The sequence below is a fragment of the Ornithinimicrobium pulveris genome, assembly GCF_050261105.1.
GTDB lineage: Bacteria > Actinomycetota > Actinomycetes > Actinomycetales > Dermatophilaceae > Ornithinicoccus.
On the sequence record NZ_CP189837.1, the window covers coordinates 1,376,008 to 1,399,943 of the forward strand.

At 69.7% G+C, this 23,936-nt stretch carries 21 protein-coding genes; 7 read left to right on the forward strand and 14 right to left on the reverse strand.

Translation table 11 applies throughout. The features are described from left to right. Positions 1–4: 4 nt before the first annotated feature. The 7 genes from ACQBAT_RS06300 to ACQBAT_RS06330 all read right to left on the reverse strand — a co-directional run bounded on the left by ACQBAT_RS06300 (position 5) and on the right by ACQBAT_RS06330 (position 6,801). Positions 5–295 (reverse strand): hypothetical protein, encoded by a 291-nt coding sequence (locus ACQBAT_RS06300; protein ID WP_420745998.1) that lies wholly within the window; start codon positions 293–295, stop codon positions 5–7. 49 nt (positions 296–344) lie between these two features. Then, the gene (locus ACQBAT_RS06305; RefSeq protein WP_420745997.1) at positions 345–1,421 is read right to left on the reverse strand and encodes a YeiH family protein; all 1,077 of its coding nucleotides are present in this window, start codon (positions 1,419–1,421) and stop codon (positions 345–347) included. A gap of 54 nt (positions 1,422–1,475) precedes the next feature. Further along, positions 1,476–2,522, reverse strand: coding sequence for a glycosyltransferase family 4 protein (locus ACQBAT_RS06310; protein ID WP_420745996.1), 1,047 nt, complete (start codon positions 2,520–2,522; stop codon positions 1,476–1,478). Between the two features lie 5 nt (positions 2,523–2,527). Then, the gene (locus ACQBAT_RS06315; RefSeq protein ID WP_420745995.1) at positions 2,528–3,226 is read right to left on the reverse strand and encodes a TVP38/TMEM64 family protein; all 699 of its coding nucleotides are present in this window, start codon (positions 3,224–3,226) and stop codon (positions 2,528–2,530) included. After that, on the reverse strand, positions 3,214–4,428 hold the full coding sequence (locus ACQBAT_RS06320; RefSeq protein ID WP_420745994.1) for a glycosyltransferase: 1,215 nt from the start codon (positions 4,426–4,428) through the stop codon (positions 3,214–3,216). The genes ACQBAT_RS06315 and ACQBAT_RS06320 overlap by 13 nt, the downstream gene beginning before the upstream one ends. A gap of 250 nt (positions 4,429–4,678) precedes the next feature. Continuing rightward, complete coding sequence (locus ACQBAT_RS06325) at positions 4,679–5,761, reverse strand: hypothetical protein (protein WP_420745993.1); 1,083 nt, start codon at positions 5,759–5,761, stop codon at positions 4,679–4,681. 224 nt (positions 5,762–5,985) lie between these two features. Then, positions 5,986–6,801, reverse strand: coding sequence for a DUF4352 domain-containing protein (locus ACQBAT_RS06330; RefSeq protein WP_420745992.1), 816 nt, complete (start codon positions 6,799–6,801; stop codon positions 5,986–5,988). Between ACQBAT_RS06330 and ACQBAT_RS06335 the strand changes: the two genes are divergently transcribed. Both ACQBAT_RS06335 and ACQBAT_RS06340 read left to right on the forward strand, forming a co-directional pair. After that, positions 6,800–8,284 (forward strand): sensor histidine kinase, encoded by a 1,485-nt coding sequence (locus tag ACQBAT_RS06335; RefSeq protein ID WP_420745991.1) that lies wholly within the window; start codon positions 6,800–6,802, stop codon positions 8,282–8,284. The two genes, ACQBAT_RS06330 and ACQBAT_RS06335, sit on opposite strands and share 2 nt — an antisense overlap. Next, positions 8,281–8,943, forward strand: a complete 663-nt coding sequence (locus tag ACQBAT_RS06340; protein ID WP_420745990.1) for a response regulator — start codon at positions 8,281–8,283, stop codon at positions 8,941–8,943. The genes ACQBAT_RS06335 and ACQBAT_RS06340 overlap by 4 nt, the downstream gene beginning before the upstream one ends. 149 nt (positions 8,944–9,092) lie before the next feature. Here ACQBAT_RS06340 and ACQBAT_RS06345 read toward each other — a convergent pair whose 3' ends face one another. Genes ACQBAT_RS06345 through ACQBAT_RS06370 form a run of 6 tightly spaced genes read right to left on the reverse strand, consistent with a single transcriptional unit; the run spans position 9,093 to position 15,972 of the window. After that, the gene (locus tag ACQBAT_RS06345; protein WP_420745989.1) at positions 9,093–10,559 is read right to left on the reverse strand and encodes a glycoside hydrolase family 3 protein; all 1,467 of its coding nucleotides are present in this window, start codon (positions 10,557–10,559) and stop codon (positions 9,093–9,095) included. Between the two features lie 2 nt (positions 10,560–10,561). Beyond that, on the reverse strand, positions 10,562–11,383 hold the full coding sequence (locus ACQBAT_RS06350) for a carbohydrate ABC transporter permease (RefSeq protein WP_420745988.1): 822 nt from the start codon (positions 11,381–11,383) through the stop codon (positions 10,562–10,564). Then, the gene (locus ACQBAT_RS06355; RefSeq protein WP_420745987.1) at positions 11,380–12,285 is read right to left on the reverse strand and encodes a carbohydrate ABC transporter permease; all 906 of its coding nucleotides are present in this window, start codon (positions 12,283–12,285) and stop codon (positions 11,380–11,382) included. The genes ACQBAT_RS06350 and ACQBAT_RS06355 overlap by 4 nt, the downstream gene beginning before the upstream one ends. Beyond that, positions 12,282–13,592 carry a sugar ABC transporter substrate-binding protein gene (locus ACQBAT_RS06360; protein WP_420745986.1) on the reverse strand — a complete coding sequence of 437 codons (1,311 nt, stop codon included), beginning with the start codon at positions 13,590–13,592 and terminating at the stop codon, positions 12,282–12,284. Before ACQBAT_RS06360 ends, ACQBAT_RS06355 begins: the two co-directional genes overlap by 4 nt. After that, positions 13,589–14,356, reverse strand: a complete 768-nt coding sequence (locus ACQBAT_RS06365) for a GntR family transcriptional regulator (protein WP_420745985.1) — start codon at positions 14,354–14,356, stop codon at positions 13,589–13,591. Before ACQBAT_RS06365 ends, ACQBAT_RS06360 begins: the two co-directional genes overlap by 4 nt. Positions 14,357–14,358: 2 nt before the next feature. After that, positions 14,359–15,972, reverse strand: coding sequence for a glycoside hydrolase family 10 protein (locus ACQBAT_RS06370; RefSeq protein ID WP_420745984.1), 1,614 nt, complete (start codon positions 15,970–15,972; stop codon positions 14,359–14,361). 96 nt (positions 15,973–16,068) lie between these two features. Between ACQBAT_RS06370 and murQ the strand changes: the two genes are divergently transcribed. The 5 genes from murQ (at position 16,069) to ACQBAT_RS06395 (ending at position 23,217) form a co-directional block, all read left to right on the forward strand. Next, positions 16,069–17,922: an N-acetylmuramic acid 6-phosphate etherase gene (gene murQ / locus ACQBAT_RS06375; RefSeq protein ID WP_420745983.1), complete on the forward strand. Its 1,854-nt coding sequence runs from the start codon at positions 16,069–16,071 to the stop codon at positions 17,920–17,922. After that, on the forward strand, positions 17,919–19,112 hold the full coding sequence (locus ACQBAT_RS06380; RefSeq protein WP_420745982.1) for an anhydro-N-acetylmuramic acid kinase: 1,194 nt from the start codon (positions 17,919–17,921) through the stop codon (positions 19,110–19,112). Before murQ ends, ACQBAT_RS06380 begins: the two co-directional genes overlap by 4 nt. After that, positions 19,112–19,897, forward strand: coding sequence for a glucosamine-6-phosphate deaminase (nagB, locus tag ACQBAT_RS06385; RefSeq protein WP_420745981.1), 786 nt, complete (start codon positions 19,112–19,114; stop codon positions 19,895–19,897). Before ACQBAT_RS06380 ends, nagB begins: the two co-directional genes overlap by 1 nt. A 17-nt stretch (positions 19,898–19,914) precedes the next feature. Then, a complete protein-coding gene (locus ACQBAT_RS06390; RefSeq protein ID WP_420745980.1) occupies positions 19,915–22,755 on the forward strand; it encodes an FAD-binding and (Fe-S)-binding domain-containing protein in 2,841 nt (946 codons plus the stop codon). A 147-nt stretch (positions 22,756–22,902) separates the two neighbouring features. Beyond that, positions 22,903–23,217, forward strand: coding sequence for a type II toxin-antitoxin system PemK/MazF family toxin (locus ACQBAT_RS06395; protein WP_427197759.1), 315 nt, complete (start codon positions 22,903–22,905; stop codon positions 23,215–23,217). Between the two features lie 40 nt (positions 23,218–23,257). Here ACQBAT_RS06395 and ACQBAT_RS06400 read toward each other — a convergent pair whose 3' ends face one another. Further along, positions 23,258–23,911, reverse strand: coding sequence for a hypothetical protein (locus ACQBAT_RS06400; protein ID WP_420745979.1), 654 nt, complete (start codon positions 23,909–23,911; stop codon positions 23,258–23,260). Positions 23,912–23,936 lie beyond the last annotated feature (25 nt).

Genomic DNA, 23,936 nt, shown 5'->3' on the forward strand with positions numbered 1-23,936 from the left:
AAAGTCACCCTGCACCCGTCGTGTGTACGGGCTTGACCAGCGACGACGCGATCGCGGGTCGGGCCGATGAGAAACCCCGTTCAGCCGTGCGGATGACGATCAGATCCTGATACCCCTCGCCGGTCGCTGGGTCGATCGCGTCCTTGCGCGGCTGCCGGTACATGCAGAAGGCCCGCCCTTTCGGGCCCCGCGGCACGACATAGGACGGCACGTCGCCCCAGGTGCTGCCGAGCTCGGTCTCGGGCAGGTCTTCACAGATGCGGCGCAGATCGGCGAGTGTCGCTGGCCGTCCCATGACGTCAGCATGGCAGACCCGGCGAGAAGGTGGTGGGGGAGAAGGTGGCCTACATCAGCGTCAGGATCAACCCCAGCGGCAACAGCGCAGCCAGCGCCGTGGACGCGAGTGCGAGGCCCACCACAGCCCAGGGCATCGGGAAGACCTTCCGGAAGTCGATGCCCAGACCCAGCCCGAACATCCCGGCCGCGAGCAGCCACACGCCGACCTGCCGGATCGCCTCGAGGACCCCAGCTGGCAGCAGCCCGGTGGAGCTCACCGCCGCCATCACCACGAAGCCGACCAGGAACCACGGCAGCACTGCTCCGCGGAGCACTCTGGCCCCCTCGTCGCCCACGGCTCCGCGGAGCACTCGCGCGCCGCGCTCGCCAGCGCTCGCCTGCTCAGCTCGCTCCGCGTGCCGCTCGCGCAGGATCGCACCCCAGTGCGCCACGAACAGCAGCGCCACCCGCCCCAACTTGATCGCCATCGCCGCCACCAGCGCCGCAGTCCCGCCCGCCACGGACGCGGCAGCTACCACCTGCGCCACCTCGTGGATGCTCGCGCCCGCCCACACCCCGATCTGCTCCGCGCTCAACCCCAGCAGGCTCCCGAGCACGGGCACCACCACGATCATCGCGGTCCCGCACAGGGTCACCAAGGCCAGCGCGATCCCGACGTCCTCGTCCCGCCGCCGCACATTCCCCTCGACCGCCGCGATCGCGGCCGCGCCACAGATCGAGAAGCCCGCCGCGATCAGCGTCACCAGCCCGCGGGGCAGTCCCATCCGATCACCCAGCCAACACGTCCCGACAAAGACCACGACGACCGTCGCGACGATGATGAGGAGGCCGGCCATCCCCATACCGCGCAGGGCCTCCCACGACAGCAGCGCGCCGAAGGCGACGATCCCCAGCCGCAGCAAGGTCCTCGACCCCGCGCCCGTATGCCGCAACGCACCTGATCCCGCCCACGCCAGGTTGGCGACGGCCACCCCGAGCACCAGGGCCCAGAGCAGCGGGGACACCAACGGCGTCAGACGACCCAGGAGCAGGGCAACGGTGGCGGCCAGCATCGCCGGCCAGGCGAGCAGCACCGCCCGCAGGGGCAGCACGGCCCGCTCGGGCAGCGCCGCCGCAGGACTCATCACCCGGTGATCGTAGAGAGGGCCAGGACCCGGACCGACCGAGACCCCGCAGGCTCAGCCGACCTCGGCGGTCTCCGACCCGACCAGCTCGCGATAGATCCCGACCAGACGCTCGGCGGCGGCCGCGCTGTCGAAGCGTTCCCGGATCCGCACCGACGCCTCGCGCCATTTCTCCCGCTCGGCCTCATCGAAGCGCAGTCGCCCGATCGCGGCGCCGAAGTCGTCGTCCTCGCAGCGCAGGATGTCATCGCCGAAGGAGTCGTCATACTCGCGCAGGTCGCGCGCCACGATCGGCAGCCCCACCCCGGCCGCCTCGAGGATGCACATCGGGTGGTTCTCCTGCTCGGCGGGCAGGCAGAAGACGTCCGCGGACTGCAGGATCGTCTTCACCTGCGGGTGCGGCACGACATCGGTGATGACCATGTTGTCAGGCACCTCCGACATCAGCTTCTTCATCGCCGCGTAGTTGGCACCCAGGTGCTTGAACGGGATCCCACCGACCCAGATGAACAGCACCTCGGGGTGCTCGCGCGCCATCCGGACGAACAGGTCGATGCGCTTGCGCGGCTGCACCTGCCCGACGCCGACGACCACGAAGGTGTCTGCGTCCAGCTCTAGCTCGGCGCGCGCGATCGCGCGGTCGGCCAGGGTGGTCCGGTAGGCGTCCATGTCGATGGTGTTGTAGAGCACCTCGATCCGCTCGGGCGCCACCTTCAGCTCGGTCTCCAGGGCCCGCGCCACGGTCCCGCTCACCGCGAGCACCTTGTCGGCGCGGCCGTAGAACCAGCGCATGTAGGCGCGCGCAGCCGGGCGCCACCAGCGCGCCAGCCGGATCGAGCCGACCAAGGAGTCCGGTATGACGTGGGCCGAGACGACCTTCTTCGCGCCAGGGTCCAGGATCTTGCGCCAGACCTTGGTGCCCAGCGTGTGCAGGTGGTAGACGTCGCACTCCACGCGCTCGCTGTAGTGGCCGCGGATCAGGGTGACGTCCGGGCGGCGCTCGAGGGCGGTCGCGAGCTCCACGTATGCCGTGTGGACGCCGTGACCCTGCACGCTGACGTCGCTCTCGCTGGCCATGTTGACGACGAGGTTGGTCGACACCGCGATCACCCCGCCAGCCACGGGATCCAGCGCTCAAGCAGGGCCAGCACGCCGAAGACGTACAGCAGCAGGGCCCAGGGCTTGAGCAGCAGGATGATGATGATGAAGGTGCGTGGCCGCATCTTCGACAGGCCAGCCAGGTAGCAGAGCAGGTCGTCTGGGGCGACCGGCAGCGCGATGGCGATCGCGAACCAGCGCGTGAAGTGCCGGTGCTCCAGCCAGCCGAGGTAGCGCTCGACGGTGGCCGGCTTGAAGCGGGCGAGCAGCAGCTCCTGCCCGACGTCCCGGGAGAGGAAGAAGACCGCGATCGAGCCCAGGCAGGTGGCGGCATACGCGGCGAAGAAGCCGACGACCGGGCCGAACAGGATCGGGGCCGCGATGATCGAGGCCGATCCCGGCACGACCGGGAAGATCGCCTCGCTCGCCCCGATCAGGGAGTAGATGACCGGGGCCGCGGGGCCGAAGTCGGACAGGAAGGCGCGCAACTGCGACACCGAGGAGAGCACGCCGCTCTGGATGCCCCAGATCACCAAGCCGGCCAGCACCACCCAACCGGCGATCGCGATCCGTTTGGACCACGTCAGGAAGGCCCGCGCGCGGGGGGAGGAGGCGGCCTCCTGCTCGGCCTCGACGAGGTCGACCTCGGGCAGCTCGGCCGGGACATCATCGGGGAGCACGACCTCGAGCTCCTTCAGGCTGCCCATGACGCGGTCCTGACGCGGCCGCCGTGAGCGCGGTCGTAGGTCGCGAGCACGGCGTCGACGAAGGCGGGGCGGCTGAACCAGGAGGCGGTGTCCACCGCTCCCTGGCTCCAGTGGCGTCGCAGGGTCTCGTCGGCCAGCAGCCAGCGCAGCGTGGTGGTGAACTCTTCCGCATGGCGGTAACGCCGTCCGTTGTGCCGGTCGATCACGATGCCGTCGAGGGCGGCGTCATCGCGACAGACCACGGGGACTCCGGTGGCCAGCGCCTCGAGGAAGGTCAGGCCCTGCGTCTCGCTCTGCGAGGCAGAGACGAAGACATCGGCCAGGCGGTAGTAGTCCGGCACATTGCGGGGGTCGACCGCGCCGGCGAAGCGCACCCGGTCGGTGAGCCCGAGCCGATCCACCTGCTGACGAAGGTCGGCGGCGGCGGGGCCGTCACCGGCGATCACCATCTGCCATGGCTCGGTGCGCACGTTGGCCAGCAGGTCGATGACCTCGTCGACCTTCTTCTCGGCGCCGAGGCGACCCAGGCTGAGGATGGTCGGCACGGTGAGGTCCAGGTTCAGGCGGGCGGCCAGCTCCGCCGACTTCGGGCCCGGCGCGAAACGGCCCAGGTCAACCCCGGTGGGGACGACGGAGATGGGGACGTTCACGCCATACCCACGGAGCAGTTTCTCGATCTTGGCGGTGGGGGCGATCACACCGTCGGTCCGCCGGAGCGTGCTGCGGGCGAACTTGGCGCACAGCGCCCGCCCCATCCGCTCGTGCGGGAAGAAGTAGTGCGTGTAGTCGGCGTAGAGCGTGTGATAGGTGTGCACGTGTGGCGCCGAGAGGCGGTGGGCGAGGCGGCGGGCCCACCAGAAGCACGCGAACTCGGTGTGCGAGTGCAGCACCTGCGGACGCCAGGCGAGCAGCTCGGCGAGCAGGTCCCGGTCCAGCGGACGCCCGAGGCGAGCGTGCGGGTAGATGTGGCTGGCGTCCATCGACGGCAACCGGTAGGCCTCCCCGTCCCAGGTGGTCCGGCGACCCGGCCCCACGGTGAGGACGCGCACGTCGTGCCCGGCCTCGATCAACCCCTTGCGCAGGTCCTCCACCGAGGTGACCACGCCGCTGACGGCCGGTCGGTAGGTGTCGGTGAGCAACAGGATCCGGCGCGGGCGACTGCCCCGCCACGGACCCTGGCCCCCTGCCCCGCTCCTGCTCATTCGCGTCTTCACACCGGAATCGTGTCGCGGCGCGGGTGAGTGCGTCATCGGTCCGGAGGATGGAACCGACCCGACCATGGTCTGCTCCGCCGACCCCCCGGGTAGGTCCTTCGGCTGATGCGTAACGGTGACCTTCGACATACCCCAAACCTCCCCTGCTGAAGGCCCGCGGGCCATGGTGACAGCCGACGAACCCCGCGGGGGTTATCCCCCCGCGGGGCCTCCGGTCTGTCTGCTGTTGTGCTCTGGCTCAGTTGAGTTCGACGAAGACGCGATCGTTGTTGTCGAAGTCCATGACTTCGGTGATCATCATGGCCCCGTCGACCTGATCCGACGGGAAGGACACGCACAGGTTGCCGGTCACGGTCGAACCGGGGAACTGCTCACCCTCGTACATCAGGTTGCCGGGGTAGGAGCCGCACATGTCGGACAGCTGGCCGCCAGCGGTGTTGCCGGTGCCCGTCACGAAGGTCGGGCGCAGGTCCCAGTAGGCGGTGCCGGAGGTGTCGCCGTTGTAGGTCGCGTCGATGTTCACCAGCATGAACTGGTTGCCCTCCGACGGCGGCTCGTTGAACTGGTTCTCCGCGAGGATGGTCTCGGTGGCGTCCTCCTCCACGGAGTTGACCTTGACCGTCCAGTCGCCGACCTCGAACTCATCGCCCAGGCCGAGCGGGTTGTTCTGACCGCCGGGCGCATCCGGGTCAGCGGCCTCGTCTCCGCTCAGGTCGGACATCGTGGGAGCCGGGGGAACGGTGGCGCTGGCAGCGTCGCCACCAACCTCACCGCTCATGTCATCGCCCCACATCGACTCACCCTGCATCATGCAGGACATGACCGGGCCCATCAGGTCAGCGGTCGCCTCCTGCTCCTTGCCCTGGAAGAGCAGCGAGAACATCTTCTTCATCGCGTCATCGTTGAAGGCCTCCATCATGCAGGCCTGCTCCTCCTCGGTCATCGAGTCGTCCTCGGCGAAGGAGTCGGCCATCAGCGAGGAGGTGTCGACGCAGCCGACCAGGACATCGGCCGCGTTGTCGGCGTCCTCGACGCTCATCTGCACATCGGTGACCTCGCCGGCGGTCTCGAGGTCGTCGGTGAGGATGCCGTACTCCTTGAGCTGGTCGACGCCGATCTTGTCGACGAAGCCATCGCCGATGCAGTCCGCCTGCTCCTGGTCGACGCCGAACTCCCCGTCCTCGTCCTCCCCGCTGGCGTTCTCCATCAGCGAGGCCGAGATCGCCTCGGCGGCGCGCTGGTCCTCGTTGTTGCCGCAGGCGCTCAGGGCGAGCGACGCGGTCAGGCCCCCGGCCACGAGCAGCATGGTGTTCTTCTTCATCGGATTTCTCCCTTGTTTCCGGTGGATTCTCATCGGCCCCCTGTCCCGAGGACGCTAGCAGGGCCCTTGTCGGGCAACGCATCTGGTGTGCTTCGGTGTGCGTCGCGCCGTCATCTCCCGTGCTCATGAAGTGCGACGGGGCACCCCGTGTTCAGGTTCCCTTCAGTTTCGGAAAGTTCCGGACGGACGCCGACGGCGGGCCGATACGGCCCGCCGCCTCGGCGTCACGACGAGAGGTCGATATCGGCCGTCGTGCCCCAGAAACCGCTGCTCACGGTGATCTTCGTGGGGGTCGCGTCCTGCGGGATGTCGTAGAGCAGGACACCCTTGACCCGGTTGCCTGGATTGATGGCGGTCAGCCACAGGTTGCCCTCGTCGAGATAGAAGGAGGCACTCGACGTGGAGTGTTGACGATCCTGTTCGTCGACCAACTTCTGCTCGCTGTCATAGAAGGTCAGCGCCTCGTTGCCGATGTTGGCGACCTCGGTGTGGATCTTGACGAACTGGCCCTGGGCCTCCTCGCCCCAGCCGTCGGGTCCGACATAGCTGATCCCCGTCTCGACCTCGAGGACGGTGACCTCGAGGTCGTCGACCGTGACGGTGTCGCCGATGCCGGGCAGACCCGCCTCGACCGGCTCTTCCCCGGTGGCCTCTTCTTCGGTCGCGTCCTCCTCGGTGGCCTCTTCCTCGGTCGCCTCCTCAGTGGCCTCTTCCTCGGTCGCCTTCTCAGCGGCCGGCTCGTCGGCCGTCGATCCCAACGAGCTGGCCGACGAGCCGGGGCCTTCCTCGGCCGAGTCCCCTGCTGGCTGGGCCGAAGTGGGGGTGGGTGCCGCGGACGGGGTGACGTCGTCGCCGTCCCCGGCCAGGGCACCGATGATCATGAAGAAGACGAAGAGACCGAGGATCCCGGTGAGGATCTTGTGGCGGGCGAACCAGCTCTTCTTCGTGGGCTGCGCCGTCGGGGGAGTCCCGTATGGCGCTCCCTCCGGGGGTCCGTCACTCTCGGGCGGCGGGGGCGGGGTCTGGTCGTGGTTGCTCATGGTGAGTTCCTTGCTGCTCGTGGGATCTGACGAGAAGGAAGTTCACCGCCGCGAGGCACAGCTCGGCATCGCCCGTTCAGCCAGTCCTGGCTGGCCGACCGGTCAGGTATGCCGCCCCGCACCCTGGCCAGGTGGGCGTGCCGGATCGGGTGGGCTGCGGCATACGGTGGACGGGTCAACCACAAAGGAGCTGAACACCATGACCAACCGGAGCCAGGCGATGGTCTGGGCCGACCGCGGAGTCTTCGTGCTGCGCACGGTCCTGCTGATGGCGGGGGTGTTCGTGGTCGGGTTCTTGTCCGCGGGGACGGCGCTCGCGCGGCACGAGGCGCGTGACGTGAGCGGGTTCGCCGACTTCACCGGCAGTGTCAGCGTCGTCCTGTCCGTCCTGTCCGTGGTCGGCCTGATGGTGATGCTGCTGGTGCGGCGGCGCAAGCAGAAAGACATCGCGTGGGGCTACGGGATCATGGCGGTGATCTTTCCGCTCGGACCGGTGATGGCTTTCATGCTCCCGCAGACGATCAAGGACGAGAAGCGGCCGTCGTGGCGCGGGGACGCCTTCCGCCTCAGTGCCCTGTATGTCGTGGGTCTGATCGTCTTCTTCATCCGCGACCTGACCGGTCCGGCGCCGAACAGTTCTCTCGTGCGCGCGATGTCGACCGGCTCGGACTGGACGAGCCAGACGCCCGTCGCGCTGAACCCGTTCGGGGTGGTGGTCATCTTCCTGCTGATGGCGGTGACCCCGATCGCGATCGGCTACTACCGTCGGGCCAAGGACGAGTTGAAGACGACCAAGGTCGAGGTGGTGACCCAGCGCGCCGCGGCCGACACGATGTCCGCGCAACTGTCTCGGCAGTCCGAGCGTGAGCTGATCGCCCGTGAGGTGCATGACGTGATCGGTCATCGGCTCTCCCTGCTGAGCCTGCACGCCGGCGGCCTGGAGGTCTCGGCGAACCATGATCCGGAGCTGCGCGAGAGCGCGCGGTTCGTGCGGGAGAACGCGCAGCAGGCGATGGATGACCTGCGCTCGCTGATCGGGGTGCTGCGTGAGCCGGGCGCCGGCCCGGAGGGGTCGTTGGACCCGTCGGTGACCTCGCTCGCCGACCTGACCCGGGTGGTCGATGAGATGGCCGAGACAGGGGGACCGGTCGCTTCCAGCGTCTTTCTGTCCAACCCGGAGGATGCGGACCCCGTGCTGGCGCACTCGGTCTATCGGATCGTGCAGGAGTTGCTGACCAACGCCCGCAAGCACGCGCCTGGGCAGGTGGTGCGGCTGCGGGTGTCGGGTGGGCCCGAGGACGGGGTGTCGATCCAGTCGACCAACCCGTTGGAGAAGGGTGCGATCGTCTCGAGCACCGGGACCGGGCTGCGCGGGATCCGCGAGCGGGCTGAGCTGCTCGGTGGCACGGTGGAGGTGCCACAGGAGGATGGGCAGTTCACCGTCCGGGTGCAACTGCCGTGGCAGGCGAAAGGACGCGCATGAGCGAGCGACCGATCCGGGTGCTGCTGGTCGACGATGATCCGATGGTGGTGCGGGGCCTGCGGATGATGCTGGAGCACGGGAGCGAGGGCGCGATCAGCGTGGTGGGGACCGCGGCCGATGGCACCGAGGTGGTGCCTGCGGTGCAGGCGCACTATCCGGACGTGGTGCTGATGGACATCCGGATGCCGCGCAAGGACGGGATCAGCGCGACCCGTGAGGTTGGGGCCCTGCCGGATCCGCCGCGCGTGATCGTGCTGACCACCTTCGACGGTGACGACGAGCCGATCCGCGCGGCGCATGCCGGGGCCGTCGGGTTCCTGCTGAAGACGGAGTCGCCCGAGGATGTGATCGCCGCGGTGCAGGCGGTGGCGTCGGGGGAGGGCGCGGTCTCCAAGCGCACCGCCAAGCAGTTGTTGGACCACATCGCCGACGCGGATGCCTCAGGCGAGCGGCGCGAAGCGCGGCGACTGGTGGGGACGTTGACGGAGCGCGAGCTAGAGGTGGCACGGGGTGTTGCCCGCGGCCTGACCAACAAGGAGATCGCGGCGGAGCTGTTCGTGAGCGAGGGGACCGTGAAGGCGCATCTGGGGTCGGTGCAGGAGAAGTTGCAGGTCGACAACCGGGTGCTGGTGGCCGTGTTAGTGACACAGGCTGGCTGAGCGCCAGCGGGAGAGCTCGCCGGAGGACTGTCGGGACTGGTGTGCGGTGATCTTCGACGAGGCTCGTCGGTCCACGACCTGGCCCTCGTAGTGGTCCGGGCCGATGTCTCAATGTCCTAATCATTCGGACATCGGGAAATTCGCGCAGGTCAGGCCTTGTCTCCGCTCCCGAGTACGCTGGCGGCGGCCAGTGCTGAGGCCAGTCCACCGCTGAAGGTGCGGACGAGTGCGCCATCGACAGAGCCGGGCGCGAGGTCGCGAATGCCGGTGTGCACGACGACGTCGGCGTGGTGAAGCAGCGCAGACACCGTGTCGTCGTCGAAGGGGGTGTGGTCGTCCACCACGACGATCACCTGGGAGTCGATCTCCGCGGCGTCGGACAGGTCGACGACGGTGCCCTCAAGGTGACGGGCGAGGACGGAGAGCACGACCTCCTGACGAGCACCGCTGGCCATATTGCCCGAGCTGCTCGCCCCGACGATCACGGGCAGTGTCAGAGCCGGAATGGTGCCCGTGACATCGATGGCAGCGGCAGCGGCGCGCAGCCCGAGCTCAGGCACGGCGTCGGCCGACTGCTCGACGGGCTCAGCAGCACGCCGTCGCTCGGCCTGACGGGCACCGAGGTGTCGGACGCGGTCCGCAGCCTCGGCGACTCGGTTGGCCGCCAACGAACCATCCTCGATCGCCGCCTCGACAGCGCGCGCGAGAGCCAGGACGTCGGCTTCCGCGTCGTACTCCTGGGGGAAGACAGGGTTGCCGACACACACCAGATCCACCCCGGCGCGCAGCGCCTGCACCGCAGCCTCCTCACGACCCGGGTCCTGCGCGACGGCCTCCATGTCGATGGCGTCCGTGCAGATCAACCCGTCGAAGCCCAGGTCGTCCCGGAGGAGGCTGATCACCGACGCGTTGAGCGTAGCGGGGGCCGAGCCATGCGCGGGCACGACCAGGTGGCCGGTCATCACGCACTCCACACCCGCCTCGACAGCCGCGCGGAAGGGCACGAGCTCGCGCTGCGCCATCACCTCGGTGCTGGCGTCCAAGGTCGGCAGGGTGAGGTGGGAGTCCTGCGTCGTCGAGCCATGGCCGGGGAAGTGCTTGGGGCACCCCACCACACCGCCGACCCGCAGGCCCTCGACCGTTGCCACCACGTGCCGCGACACCAGCTCGGGGTCAGCGCCGAAGGAGCGCGTCCCGATCACCGGGTTCTCCGGCTCGACATTCACGTCGGCGACGGGCGCGGCCGTCAGATCCACGCCGAGCGACACCAGCCGGGCCGCGGTCGCGGTCGCCACGTCACGGGTCAGGTCGGTGTCGTCGACCTTGCCGAGTGCCCACGGCCCTGGCCACCGCGACCCGCGGACGTGATCGACCCGGGTCACCGTTCCGCCCTCCTCGTCCGAGCAGACCAGCGCGGTCGGGTTGGCCTCGTGGATCTGCGCGGTGAGCCGGCGCAACTGGTCGTCGTCGACGACGTTCTGGCCGAAGAGCCAGACGCCGCCCAGCCCCTCCCGCAGCAGTTCGGCGAGCCACTCGGGCAGCTCGGTGCAGACGAAGCCGGGGGAGAGCACCGCCAGCACATCGCCTCGCACGGTCGAGGTCGACTCGGAGGTCATGATCAGCCTTTCGTTGCGCCCGACATCAGGCCCGTGGACAGCCTGGACTGCACCGCCACGAAGAACAGCAGCACCGGCAGCGTGATGATGGTCGACGCGGCCATCACCGAGCCCCAGTCGGTCCCGCCACGGGTGAAGAAGGTCCGCAGACCCACCGCAGCCGTGTAGTTGCTGGTGTCGGACATGAAGGTCAGGGCGAAGATGAACTCGTTCCACGCCAGGATGAAGCTGAAGACGCTGACCGCGACCAGACCTGGGGCCACGAGCGGGAAGAGGATCTTCCAGAACATCTGCCACCACGTCGCGCCGTCCAGCAGCGCCGCCTCCTCGAGCTCGACCGGCACCGCCGCGACGAAGCCGCGCAGCATCCAGATCGCGAAGGACAGGCTGAAGGCGATGTAGATCACCGACAGACCGAGCAGCGAGTTCAGCAGCCCCAGGTTGCGCGCCTGGATGAACAACGGGATGACCAGCGCCTCCATCGGCACCATCTGGATGATCAGGATCATCATCAGGATCTTGGTGCGGCCGGAGAACTTGAACCGGGCGACCGCGACCGCGGCGAACAGCGAGAGCAGCGCGCTGGCGATCACGGTCACCGCGGCGACGATCAGCGAGTTCAGCAGGTAGCGGGGGAAGTTGGTCCGCTCCAGCACGTTGCGGAAGTGGTCCAGGGTGAACCCGGTCGGTATGACGTTTCGCCCACCGGCGTTGGCGGCTGGGTCCACGGCGGTGCCCATCATCACCAGGATCGGGAAGAGGGAGAAGACCACCACCGCGAGCGAGGCGATGATCAGGCCACTCAGGCGTAGTCCGCCCCTCATGACTCCTCCTCCTTGAACAGGGTGCGCAGATAGATCACCGTGATCACCATCAGCAGCAGGGTCAGCAGCACCGCGATCGCGGCGCCTAGGCCGTAGCGGTTCTGCGACATCGCGGTGATGTAGGACCAGGTGCCCAGGTTGAGCACTTCTCGGTTGGACCCATCACCTCCGGGCATCAGATAGATCTGGGTGAAGACCTTGAAGTCCCAGATGGTGGACAGGATCGTCACGATCGCGAAGACCGGCTTGAGCAGCGGCAAGGTGATGTGCCGGAAGCGCTGCCAGGCATTGGCGCCGTCGATCATCGCGGCCTCGGGCAGGTCCTGCGGGATCGTGAGCAGCGCGGCCAGCACGGTCACCGCCACGAACGGGAAGCCGTGGTGCACCACGTTGAGCGTGGCGATCGCGTAGAACCAGAAGCGATCCAGGAAGAGGTTCTGGGTGGCCAGATCGATGAGGCCGAGGTTGGCCATCACGCCGGTCAGGAAGCCGGCGCGGGCATCGAAGAGGTAGACCCAGACGTAGGTGCCCGTGACGGCCGGGATGGCCCAGGCCGCCATGATCGTCATCATCACCAGGCTGCGCCACAGGGGACGCAGCTGCTGCAGCAGCAGCGCGACCAACGTGCCCAGCACCACCGTCAGCACCACGCAGACGAAGGCGAAGACCACCGTGTTGGGCAGCGCGACCAACCACAGCCGCTCGTTGGTCAGGACGTCGCGATAGTTCTGGAACCAGACGAAGTCCGCGTCCCCCCGGACCAGCTGGCCCAGGCCGAAGTCCTGCATCGACAGGACGACGACCCGGCCCAGCGGCCACAGGAGGAGGACGCCGAGGACGACCAGGGTCGGCGCGAGCAGCAGCCATGGCCGCCGCGCCGACCCCAGGGCGGGAGAACTCACTGGCCGAAGATCTCGTTCATCTCGGAGGCTGCGGTGTCCGCGGCTTCCTGAACGCTGCCGGAGCCACCGAGGATGCTCTGCATCATGGCCGGCAGAATCTGCGCGCCCTCGACCTGACCCCACTGCGGGGTCACGGGCAGGGTGGCGCCGGCGTCACGCATCTGCTGCGCGAACGGGGCGACCAGCGGGTCGTCGGCCTCCTCGAGCTGGGTCAGCAGCTCGTTGGTGCCCGGGAAGAAGCCGGTCTGCTCGCCCCACTTCTCGGCGAACTCACCGGTGGTCATCATCTGCACGAAGGTCCAGGCCAGGTCCTGGTTCTCCGCGGTCTCGAAGACGCCCAGGTGCGAGCCGCCGACGAAGCTGGGGGCCATGCCGCCGTCCTTGCCCGGGATCGGCACGACACCGAGGTCGCCCTCGAGCTCGTCGTTGGCCTCGATGATCGACTTCGGCGTCCAGGAGCCGGAGATGATCATCGCGGCCTCGCCACGGGCGAAGGCGTCGCGGGTGTCGGCCTCGTTCCAGGTGCTGGCCGCCGGGGTGGACAGGTCGTGCTCGCTGACCAGGCTCTCCAAGAAGGTCAGGCCCTCGACCGACTCGGCGGAGTCCAGACCGGAGGTCCAGGTGCCGTCCTCCTCGCTTGCCACCTCGCCACCGGCACCCCAGATGAACGGGGTGGTGGTGTGCACGGAGGCGGGGATCGGGAAGGGGATCAGGTCCTCGTCGTGCTCCTTGAGCGTGGTGCCGACCTCGACCAGATCGTCCCAGGTGGTGGGCGGCTCCACGCCGGCCTCCTCGAAGATGTCCGTGCGGTAGATCAGCGAGCGGACACCGGCATACCAGGGAGCGCCGTAGACGGCGTCCTCCAGCGTGGCGGCCTCCATCATCGCGGGGACGTATTCGTCGTTGAGCTCGGCGCCCTCGATCCGGTCGGACAGGTCGGCCAGCGCACCGGCGTCACCGAACTCGGGGGTCCAGGTGGTGCCGACCTCGGCCACGTCCGGGCCGGTGCCACCGGCGATCGCGTTGGTGAACTGGTCGTGCGCGGAGGCCCACGGCACGAACTGGATGTCCAGCTCGGCGCCGGTCTGCTCCTCGAAGGCCTCGCTGACCTCGTCGAAGAAGTCGGTCGGGTCGGGGTTGGTGCCCTCCATGATCCAGACGCTGAGGGTCTCGCCGGAGGCGTCGCCGCCGGTGACCGCGCCGCCGTCGGCGTCGGTGTCGCTGTCGCCATTGCCGCACGCGGTCAGCGCCAGTCCGGCGACGGCCGCGAAGGCGACGAGGCGGGTGAAACGGGTGGTGCGGTTCATGAGGATGTCCTCTCTGGTTGGTGCCGGCCGTCGCCAGCGGTGGGGAAGATGTCCACGACGATGCGGTAGCGATCGCCGCGGTAGACGGAGCGGACGAACTCGACAGCCCGTCCAGAGCTGAGTCGGGAGGTGCGCTCGAACAGGAAGGCCGGGCTGCCGGGGTCGACGTCCAGGTGCGAGGCCTCATCGGCGTCCACCTGGTGCGCCTCGACGGTCTGGATGCCGCCGGAGATCACCAGGTCGTAGCGCTCGCGGAGGATGTCGTAGAACGAGTTGTCCTCCAAGTCCTTGCCGACCAGCCCCGGCACGAGGTCGGCCGGCACGTGCAGGTCCTCCAGGGCCATCGGCTCGTCGTCCGCGGTGCGGACCCGGCGCACGTGCAGGACGGGGGAGTTGGGCTCGATGCCGAGCACCGAGGCCAGCATCATCCCGGCCGGCCGCTGCTGCGCCGAGAAGGTCTTGGCGCCCGGCACCAGACCGCGCGAGCGCATGTCCGTCGAGAAGGACGTCGCGCTCAGCCGCTGGTCCACGCGGGCCGGCGCCATGAAGGTGCCAGCGCCCGCGCGGCGGACCAGCTGGTGGTCGTTCACCAGCCCGTCCACCGCGCGCCGCAGGGTCATCCGGGCCACGCCGAGCGTGGCGGCGAGCTCACGCTCGGAGGGCAGCATCTCCCCGGGCTGGAGCCCGGACATCAACTGCTGCAGGCGATCCCGGACCTGCTCCTGCTTCCCGGCCCGCGGGGTCGAGTCGGTTTCGACGCTCACGCTCACCGACCACGCACCGGACGCGAGGGTTCGCTCTGGGTGTTGTCCTGCGCGAGGGCCGTCACGACATACATGGAGCCGGCGCCGCCGTCGGGGTCGACCCAGCTGCGGGCGCCGTCACCCAGCACCGCGACCAGGTTGTCCGCGTCGATGGCGCGGCACGGGGTCTGGTTGAGGCGCGGGTCAGTGTCCACCTTGTAGACCGCGAAGCCGTGGTCGTGGCCGCGCTGGTGCCAGCGCAGCTCGGTGCCGTCCGCGTGACGGTGGGTGGACAGCCCGGTGGGGGCGACGGTCGGTGCCGTGGTGCCCGGGTGCAGGGCCGGCGGAAGCGCCGGGTTGGCGTAGTGCGCCTCCTGCAGGAGGTCCCAGTGGCCGAGCCGGTTGGCGCGGATCTGGTTGGCGGAGAACCAGACGTTGCCGGTCACCTCGGGGTAGTCGGCCAGGAGGTTGAGGTGGTTCACCATCTCCTCCGGGTCCTCCATCCACTCCGGCGACTGGGGGGAGGTGCCGACCTTGTAGGTCGCCTCACCGATCCACAGCGCGACATCGGTGCCGGTGACCTGCTCGCTCCACCACGGCACCAACTGCTCGTAGGCCGCGGGCTCGAAGCCGATCGCCCAGTAGATCTGCGGGATGACGTAGTCCATCCACTCCTGCTCGATCCACAGCCGGGTGTCGGCATACAGGTCGTCGTAGGTCTGGGCGCCGGCGGTGGTGTTCGAGCCGGCCGGGTCGGTGCCGACATTGCGCCAGACTGCGAACGGGCTCACGCCCCACTGCACCCAGGGCTTCTTCTCCGAGATCCGCTCGCTCAGCGTCTCGATCAGGACGTCGACGTTGTTGCGGCGCCAGTCCTCGATGTCCTCGAAGTCACCGCCGAACTCCGCGAAGGTGTCGGCGTCTGGGAACTCCTGGCCGGCGACCGGGTAGGGGTAGAAGTAGTCGTCGAAGTGGACGCCGTCGATGTCGTAGCGCTCGACGGCCTCCATGATCACGTTGATCGTGTGCTCGCGGGCCGCGGGCACGCCGGGGTTGTAGTAGAGACGCCCCCCGTATGCCGCAACCCAGTCCGGGTTCTCGCGCGCCGGGTGGCCCTCGGCCAGGGCGGACAGGTCGGTGCCGGTCTGGGTCACCCGGTAGGGGTTGAACCAGGCGTGGAAGTCCAGGCCGCGGGCGTGCGCCTCCTCGACAGCGAACTGCATCGGGTCCCAGCCGCCGAAGTCCGCCCCCTGCTCGCCGGTGAGCCAGTGGCTGCTCGGCTCCAGCTCGGAGGGCCAGAAGGTGTCGGCGGTCGGGCGGACCTGCACGAAGACGGCGTTGAGCCCCTTCTCGACGGCCTCGTCGTACCAGGAGGTGAGCTCGGCCTGCGCCTGCTCGGGGCTGATCCCGGGGGCGGACGGCCAGTCGATGTTGGCGACCGAGGCGATCCAGACGCCGCGCATCTCGTGCAGCGGTGCATCGACGCCGATTTGGCAGTCGGTGGGGCCCGCGTGCGGCGGGGGAGCGGCGGGCGCGGTGCTGGCGATGGCCGGCGTCATGCCGGTGGCGGCCAGGGCCAGCGCAGCGAGGCCGCTCGGCAGCAGGGCAAGTCGGGTGGTGGTGCGGGTGTTCTTCATCTCGCGTGTCCTTCGTCTGTCGACAGTGACTGTGTTAGACCGGAGTGCTAGACCAGTGGTCCAGAGTATGGGCATACTGTGCGGGTGATGTCAACGATGTCGAACGCACGCGTCCTGGCCGTCGATCTGGGGAAGACCGGCTGCCGGCTCACGCTCCACGCTCCCGAGGGAGTCCGCGAGGGCGAGGGTCCTGGAGTCGTCGGACTGGCCGGGGTCGATGGGGTGCGGCAGGTCGAGTCGGCGGTCGAGCGGGCCGCTCGGGACGCTGGCCTGGGGTCCGACGATCGGGTCGATGTGGTCAGCATCGGCCTGGTCGGCTATCACGCCGCGGCGAGCCTGCGCGAGGAGCTCGGACGACGCCTCGCCCGCCGCTGGGCCGGGATCGTCGTGCTCGCCAGCGACGTGACGACCACCCATGTCGGAGCCTTCGACGGGGGTCCCGGCGTGGTGATGGCAGCCGGGACGGGCGCGGTGGCGCTGGCGCTCGACGAGGACGGCCGGTCCGCGATCCGCGACGGCTGGGGCTTCCTGCTGGGCGACGACGGCAGTGGGTATGCCGTAGGCCGGGCCGGTCTGCGTGCCGCCTTGTCGCAGGTGGAGGGGCGTGCGGGGGGATCGGCGGCCCTGGCGGAGAAGGCGCAGGCCCGGTGGGGCGAGCTGGTCTCGGTCCCTGCGGTGGTGCACGGAGACGAGCACCCGGCGCGGGTGGTGGCGAGTTTCGCGCGGGATGTGCTGGCGGCCGCGCAGGAGGGTGATGAGATTGCCCGGCAGATCTGGATCGACGCCGGGAGGGCGCTCGCTGAGACGGCGCTGGCCGCCCGCGAGGCCGTCGGTGCCGAGTTGCCGGTGAGCCTGGCCGGCGGGCTGGCCGGGGCGGGGGAGATCTTGACCGAGAGCTTCGCCGCCGCGGTGGGCAGCGGCGTCCAGGCGGCTGTCGGGTCATCGCTGGACGGGGCTCGGCGCCTGGGTGAGTTGGTCCTCGGCGATGGCATCCCGACGCACCTGCGGGAGCTCCTCACCGTCGTCGAGTCAGCAGGGGCGCCAGCGGGTTCGGGCCTGGGCCGGTTGGCGACCGAGGGCGCCCGAGAAGACTTGCTGGATCTGGACCAGCGGTCCACCGCTGATGTGCTGCGCGAGCTGTGGACCGCCGAGGCGACCGTCCCGACGGCGCTGCTCACTCTCGTGCCCGAGGTCGCAGAGGTGGTGGATGAGGTCGCTGACCGGCTGGCTGCCGGTGGCCGGATGTTCTACGTCGGTGCTGGCACGCCCGGCAGGCTTGCCTATGTCGACGCGGGGGAGTTGCCCCCGACCTTCGGCACCGATCCGGAGCTGGTGCAGGCGCTCACGGCCGGTGGCACCAAGGCGCTGCTCCGTGCGGCCGAGGGGGCTGAGGACGATGCGGACGCCGGAGAGCGGGCAGTCCTCGATGCCGACGTGGGCGCCGGCGATGTGGTCGTGGGTCTGACCGCCTCGGGCCGGACCCCGTTCGTCATCTCTGCGCTGCAGGCAGCCAAGGCCCGGGGCGCACTCACCGTGGGCATGTCCGGCAACGCGGGCGCCGAGGTCTCCGGCTTCGCCGACCACGCGATCGAGGTGGTGACCGGCCCCGAGGTGATCAGCGGCTCGACCCGGCTGATGGCCGGGACCGCGCAGAAACTCTTCCTCAACGCCCTGTCCACCGCGACGATGATCCGGCTGGGCAAGACCTACGGCCCCTACATGGTCGACATGCGGGCCACCAACCACAAGCTCCGGCACCGCGCCATCCGCATGGTCACCCGGGTCACCGGCTGCAGCGCCGACGAGGCCGAGCGGGCTCTGGAGCAGGCCGACTGGAGCACCAAGGTCGCTATCGTCACGCTGCTGCGCTCGGTCAGCCCGGCGGACGCCCGAGGCTTGCTCGAGGACAACCGCGGCTCGGTCCGGGCCGCGCTGGAGGTGGAGGCATGAGCGCCACTGGCAGCGACTCCCTGATCGTCATCGGGCTCGGCTCCGGCACCTCCGTCGACGGGATCGACGGGGTTGCGCTCGAGCTCACCCTTTGCGACGACCTGCTGAGGGCACGGGTGCTGGAAGCCAGCTGCACGGCATACGGGGACGGGGTGCGGGAGCAGATCCTGGCGACGTTTCCGCCCGCCCGGGTGGGCACCCAGGAGATCTGTCGGGTGGACCAGGCCGTGGGTCAGGCCTTCGCCGATGCGGCGAGCGACCTGGTCGGGCGCTTGGGTGAGGGTCACGCGGACCTGATCGCCTCGCACGGACAGACCGTCTTCCACGACGTGGTCGACGGCCAGGTGGCGGGGACGCTGCAGCTGGGGCAGCCCGCGTGGATCGCGGAGGCGACCGGCCTGCCCGTCGTCTCCGACCTGCGCGTCGCCGATGTCACCGCCGGTGGTCAGGGGGCGCCGCTGGCGAGCACCTGGGATGCCCTGTGGCTCGGCGGCGATGGGCGGACGACGGCGGCGCTCAACCTGGGCGGCATCGCCAACGCGACGGTGGTGGGTCCGGACCGAGCGCCGGTCGCGCTGGACACCGGACCTGCCAACGCGCTCATGGACGCGGCCATCGCGTGGCGGACCGAGGGCCGGCAGACGGCCGACCTCGGTGGTGAGTCGGCGGCGCGCGGGAGTGTCGACGCGGAGCTGCTCGAGGTGCTGCTCGCCGAGCCGTACTACGCGCTGCCGCTGCCGCGGACCACGGGCAAGGAACTGTTCAACCTCGACCATCTGCGCACGGCGCTCGATCGGGTCGGTCGGGAGATCGCGACCGACGACTTGCTCGCCACGCTCGCCGAGCTCACCGCGCGGACCGTCGCGGCACCGCTGCGGGAGCTGGGGGTCGAGCGGGTCGTGGCCAGCGGTGGTGGGACGCAGAATCCGGTGCTGATGGAGCGTCTCGGTGCCGCGCTGCCCGGGGTGGAGGTGGTCTCCAGCGAGGCGACCGGGCTGGATCCGCGGGTGAAGGAGGCGGCGATGTTCGCGCTCCTGGGCTGGCTGAGCTGGCATGGGCTGCCGGGCACCGCCCCGTCGGCCACGGGTGCGCGGGTCGGTCGGATCGCGGGCCGGATCACACCGGGGCACCGGCCCCTGCGCCTGCCCGAGCCGCTCGCGCAGTGGCCGCGCCGGTTGGAGGTGTGCTGATGGAGGTCGTCATCTGCGCGAGCGCCGAGGGGATCGGCCGGCTCGGAGCCGCGGCAGTCACCGAGCTGGTCGCGCGCCGACCCGAGGCCGTGCTCGGCCTGGCCACCGGGTCCAGCCCGAGGCCCGTGTATGCCGAGGTGCTGCGCCGCGTGCGGGACGGCCAGGTGGACCTGGGGCGGGTGAGCACCTTCTCGCTGGATGAGTACGTCGGGCTGCCCGCGGACCACCCGTCCAGCTATCGTGCCGAGATCCGACGGGTCTTTACCGATCCGGCGGGGATCCCGGCCGAGCGGGTGCACACCCCTCGCGCCGACGAGGACGACGTCGAGGCGGCCGCTGCGGCCTATGAAGAGGCGATCCGGACGGCGGGCGGCATCGACCTCCAGCTCGTGGGGCTGGGCACCGAGGGTCACATCGCCTTCAACGAGCCGGGCTCCTCGCTGGCCTCGCGCACGCGGATCAAGACGCTGACCGAGCAGACGCGGCAGGACAACGCGCGCTTCTTCGACGGGGATGTGTCCGCGGTGCCGCACCACTGCCTGACCGTCGGGCTGGCGACCATCCTGGACACCCGGCACGTCATCGTGATCGCGACCGGGGAGTCGAAGGCGCGGGCGGTGGCTGAGCTGGTCGAGGGGGCGGTCTCTGCGCGGTGGCCGGCGACGGTCCTGCAGGCCCACCCGCACGTGACCGTGCTCCTCGACGAGGCCGCCGCGAGCGGGCTGGAACTGGCGGACTACTACCGCTACGCCTGGGAGCACAAGCCGGGCTGGCAGGGTCTGTGACGGCGCGGTGCCCCTCGGTGGGCGGGGCAGACGCTCACCTGGCCCGCGAGCTCGGGTCAGACCTGGTCAGTGACCGGGCGATCGACCGGCACGCGCTGGCGCACGACGCCTCGCACTACCTGCTCACCCCCGAGCTGATCGCCCGGCCCCGCAGCGCGGACGACGTCGCCCGGTTGCTGCGCGCCTGCTCCGAGTCCGGTATGCCGATCACGTTCCGCTCAGGCGGCACGAGCCTGTCCGGCCAGGCTGTGACAGAGCACCTGTTGGTCGACACCCGGCGACACTTCTCCCGCGAGGTGGAGGTGCTGGACCACGGCGCCCGGGTGCGGGTCGCGCCCGGGGTGAGCGTGCGACAGGTCAACGCGAGGCTCGCGGCATACGGGACGAAGGTGGGACCCGACCCGGCCAGTGAGGCGGCGTGCACGATCGGTGGCGTCGTCGCGAACAACTCCAGCGGGATGCACTGCGGGACGGAGGGGAACAGCTACGCCACGCTCGCCTCGCTCGTGCTGGTGTTGCCGAGCGGGACGGTGGTCGACACCGGGGCGGCGGACGCGGAGCAGCGGCTGCGGGAGAGCGAGCCGGACCTGGTGGCCGGACTGGTGCGGCTGCGCGACCGGATCCGTGGGGATGCGGAGTCGGTGGCGACGCTGCGGCGGCTGTTCGCGATGAAGAACACGATGGGCTACGGGCTGAACTCGTTCCTGGACCACGACGACCCGGTGGCGATCCTGGAGCACCTGATGGTGGGCAGCGAGGGGACGCTCGGGTTCATCGCGTCGGCGACCTTCCGGACCGTGCCGGTGCGGCCTGAGGTGGCGACCGGGCTGCTGGTCTTTGACACCGTCGGGGCGGCGACGGAGGCGGTGCCGCAGATCGTGGAGGCGGGCGCGGTGACCGCCGAGCTGTTGGATGCGGCGTCGCTGCGGGTGTCGGCGCAGGCGCCTGGCGCGCCGGCGCAGATCACGGGCCTGCGGGTGCGGGAGCAGGCCGCGCTGCTGGTGGAGTGGCATGCCGACACGGCCGAGGAGTTGGCCGAGCGGGAGGCGGTGGCGCAGCCGATGCTGGACGGGTTGGGGCTGGCCGTCCCGGCGAGCCTGACCCGGGAGGCGGGGGAGCGGGCGGCGCTGTGGACCGTGCGCAAGGCGCTCTATTCGGCGGTGGCCGGCGCTCGGCCGGTAGGCACGAACGCGCTGCTGGAGGACGTGGCCGTGCCGGTGGAGGTGCTGGGCCGGACCTGTGTCGATCTGACCGCGTTGTTCGAGCGGCATGGGTATGAGGAGTCGGTGATCTTTGGGCATGCCAAGGACGGCAACGTCCACTTCATGCTCAACGAGCGCTTCGCCGATCCGGCTGCGCTGCAGCGGTATGCGGACTTCACCGAGGACCTGGTGGACCTGGTGCTGGGGCGCGGAGGGACGTTGAAGGCTGAGCACGGGACCGGGCGGATGATGGCGCCCTTTGTGGAGCGGCAGTACGGGACTGAGCTGTATGCCGTGATGCGTGAGCTGAAGGCGTTGGTGGATCCAGCCGGGGTGCTCGGGCCGGGCACGATCCTGGGCGATGACCCGCAGGCGCATCTGAAGGATCTGAAGACCGCGCCGACCGTCGAGGAGGAGGTCGATCGCTGCGTGGAGTGCGGCTTCTGCGAGCCGGTCTGCCCCTCGCGCGATCTCACCTTGACCCCTCGGCAGCGGATCGTGCTGCGGCGGGAGATCACGGCGGCGACCGAGCGGGGCGATCACGCGCTCGCGGCCGAGCTGGACCGGGACTACGACTACGCGGGTGTCCAGACCTGTGCTGTCGACGGGATGTGCTTGACGGCGTGCCCGGTGCAGATCAACACAGGCGACCTGGTGCGGCGGTTGCGGCGGGAGGATGTTGGACACCTCGAGCAGAAGGGCTGGGACGTCGCGGCTCGGAGGTGGGGGACAGCCAGTCGGCTGGGCAGTCTCGGGCTCTCGGTCGCGGATCGGCTGCCTGGAGTGGTGGGCGAGAGTTTGACCGCTGCGGTGCGGACGGTTGCGCCTGCCGAGGTGGTCCCGGCCTATGACCGTGAGCTGCCGCGTGGGGGAGCGGTCCGGCGGGAGGTCGACGAGGACGGGGCCGAGGCGGTGCTCTTCTCGTCCTGTGTGGGCACGATGTTCGGTCCGGAGCAAGGGAGCCAAGGTGCAGCAGCGGCGCTTTTGTCGCTCGCCCGCCGAGCGGGCGTGCCGGTGCGCACGCCGAAAGGGCCGGGCTCGTTGTGCTGCGGGACGCCCTGGAAGAGCAAGGGGCTGACCGACGGGTATGCCGTGATGGCGCGTCGCGTGCTCCCGGCACTGTGGGAGTCGAGCGATGAGGGACGGCTACCGATCGTCTGGGACGCGGCGTCCTGCACCGAGGGGCTGGCGGTGATGGTGGCCAACGCGGGGGAGCACGGTCACCCGGAGTGCGAGGGGTTGGTCATCATCGATGCGCTCGAGTGGGCAGCGTCACGGCTGCTGCCGCAGCTCCCGGAGCCGCGCCGGGTCGCCCGAGCCGTGCTTCACCCGACATGCGGGACGCAGCTGCTGGGAGTCACGCCATACCTGGAGGAGTTGGCGGGAGCGGTGGCAGACGCGGTGGTCGTCCCGGCGGACTGGGGGTGCTGCGGCTTCGCCGGGGACCGCGGTCTGCTGCATCCCGAACTCACCGCCGCGGCGACCGAGCCGGAGGTGGCCGAGTTGCGTGAACGCGGGCTGCTCGGATCGCACCCGCAGGACACGGTCTTCCTCTCCGCGAACCGGACCTGCGAGATCGGGATGACGCGGGCGACTGGCCGGACCTATCGACACGTGCTCGAGCAGTTGGACTGGGCAACGTCGGACTCACCTTGAGCGTTTGCTCGATCTCGCCGAGCGTGAGGCGCGTTTCGAGGCGTGAGAGCCGCTATCGGCCAGACAACGGCTGCGGACCGCGCCAGCTATGAGCGCGAGCGAGGCGAGTGGCTCGATGCCGACCTCGGTTGAGGTCGCTCGGGTCTGATCGCCTGGGCTGAGTTCGACCCTGCCGTCGGTCGAGAGCAGGGCAGCCGCCGACCGATCCTCGTGGTGGCGAGCCGCGGCTATCTCGAGGTCGTGGACCAGTTGGTGCTGGTGCTTCCCATCACCTCGATCGATCGCGGCTGGCCCAATCACGTGCCGTTGGGCGGCTTGCCCCATCCCTCTTTCGCCATGACTGAGCAGGTGCGGACCGTGTCTCGCTCGTGGATCCATGGGCGCCTCCGTGTCGCGACGAGCGATGAACTTGCGACAGTTCGGCGTTGGCTCGGAGACTCCCTGGATCTGCCGTCTGCCTGACAGTGTCGTGTCGCCGAGCAGCCCGGGTGGCTGAGCTACGTCACCGCTTCTTGCCCTTGCCCAGGATCCGGTAGGTGTCCGTGGACATCATGGTGTTGGCCGAGGCGCCGTCCAGGTCCAGGCTGGCGACGGTTCCGGAGGTGGTCCCGCTGAGGTGAGTGGTGGTGGAGGTGCCCTTGACCAGGCGACCGCGCTCGTCGCGGTAGCGGTACGGGTTGGTTGACGTCTCGTCGACGGTGGGGGTGGAGAAGGTGAGGTCGACCTGGACCGTGCGGGGACTTCCGGGCTCTCCCTCTGCCGGTGCCAGCACCGTCGTGCCGGAGATGGTCGCGGCCGTGCCGTCCTCGGCGATCCACCACGTCAGCTGGGAGTCCCGGGAGTACAGGCTCTGCTCGGTCTCGCACCACCCCTCCTCGGTGTCGGCCTCCGGTGACTCGCCCGGGTCGCACTGGTAGGACTGCACGAAGACCGTCTCATCGCTGCCGTCGCCGTAGTGGCCGGCCTGGACGTAGACGAGGTGGACATTGCCTGGAAGCTGGTCGTTGACCTCCCAGACATAGGTCGACACGGAGGTGATCGCGGTCGTGTCGACATGGACGTTCTTGGGTGCCGCGCTCGCGGGCACGGCAGTGGCCAGGACGAGCGGGAGGGTGAGGGCGGCGGTGGTGATGTGAGCGGTGCGGCGGTGGTTCATGGCTCCCCCTTTGAGAACGCAGTGG

Coding starts and splice junctions, on each gene's coding strand:
- nagB (WP_420745981.1), top strand. CDS start 19,112: ATGGAGGTCGTCATCTGCGCGAGCGCCGAGGGGATCGGCCGGCTCGGA.
- ACQBAT_RS06325 (WP_420745993.1), bottom strand. CDS start 5,761: ATGAAGAAGAACACCATGCTGCTCGTGGCCGGGGGCCTGACCGCGTCG.
- ACQBAT_RS06320 (WP_420745994.1), bottom strand. CDS start 4,428: ATGAGCAGGAGCGGGGCAGGGGGCCAGGGTCCGTGGCGGGGCAGTCGC.
- ACQBAT_RS06345 (WP_420745989.1), bottom strand. CDS start 10,559: ATGACCTCCGAGTCGACCTCGACCGTGCGAGGCGATGTGCTGGCGGTG.
- ACQBAT_RS06380 (WP_420745982.1), top strand. CDS start 17,919: ATGAGCGCCACTGGCAGCGACTCCCTGATCGTCATCGGGCTCGGCTCC.
- ACQBAT_RS06305 (WP_420745997.1), bottom strand. CDS start 1,421: ATGAGTCCTGCGGCGGCGCTGCCCGAGCGGGCCGTGCTGCCCCTGCGG.
- ACQBAT_RS06300 (WP_420745998.1), bottom strand. CDS start 295: ATGGGACGGCCAGCGACACTCGCCGATCTGCGCCGCATCTGTGAAGAC.
- ACQBAT_RS06335 (WP_420745991.1), top strand. CDS start 6,800: ATGGTGAGTTCCTTGCTGCTCGTGGGATCTGACGAGAAGGAAGTTCAC.
- ACQBAT_RS06360 (WP_420745986.1), bottom strand. CDS start 13,592: ATGAACCGCACCACCCGTTTCACCCGCCTCGTCGCCTTCGCGGCCGTC.
- ACQBAT_RS06400 (WP_420745979.1), bottom strand. CDS start 23,911: ATGAACCACCGCCGCACCGCTCACATCACCACCGCCGCCCTCACCCTC.
- ACQBAT_RS06315 (WP_420745995.1), bottom strand. CDS start 3,226: ATGGGCAGCCTGAAGGAGCTCGAGGTCGTGCTCCCCGATGATGTCCCG.
- ACQBAT_RS06370 (WP_420745984.1), bottom strand. CDS start 15,972: ATGAAGAACACCCGCACCACCACCCGACTTGCCCTGCTGCCGAGCGGC.
- ACQBAT_RS06350 (WP_420745988.1), bottom strand. CDS start 11,383: ATGAGGGGCGGACTACGCCTGAGTGGCCTGATCATCGCCTCGCTCGCG.
- ACQBAT_RS06330 (WP_420745992.1), bottom strand. CDS start 6,801: ATGAGCAACCACGACCAGACCCCGCCCCCGCCGCCCGAGAGTGACGGA.
- ACQBAT_RS06340 (WP_420745990.1), top strand. CDS start 8,281: ATGAGCGAGCGACCGATCCGGGTGCTGCTGGTCGACGATGATCCGATG.
- murQ (WP_420745983.1), top strand. CDS start 16,069: ATGTCGAACGCACGCGTCCTGGCCGTCGATCTGGGGAAGACCGGCTGC.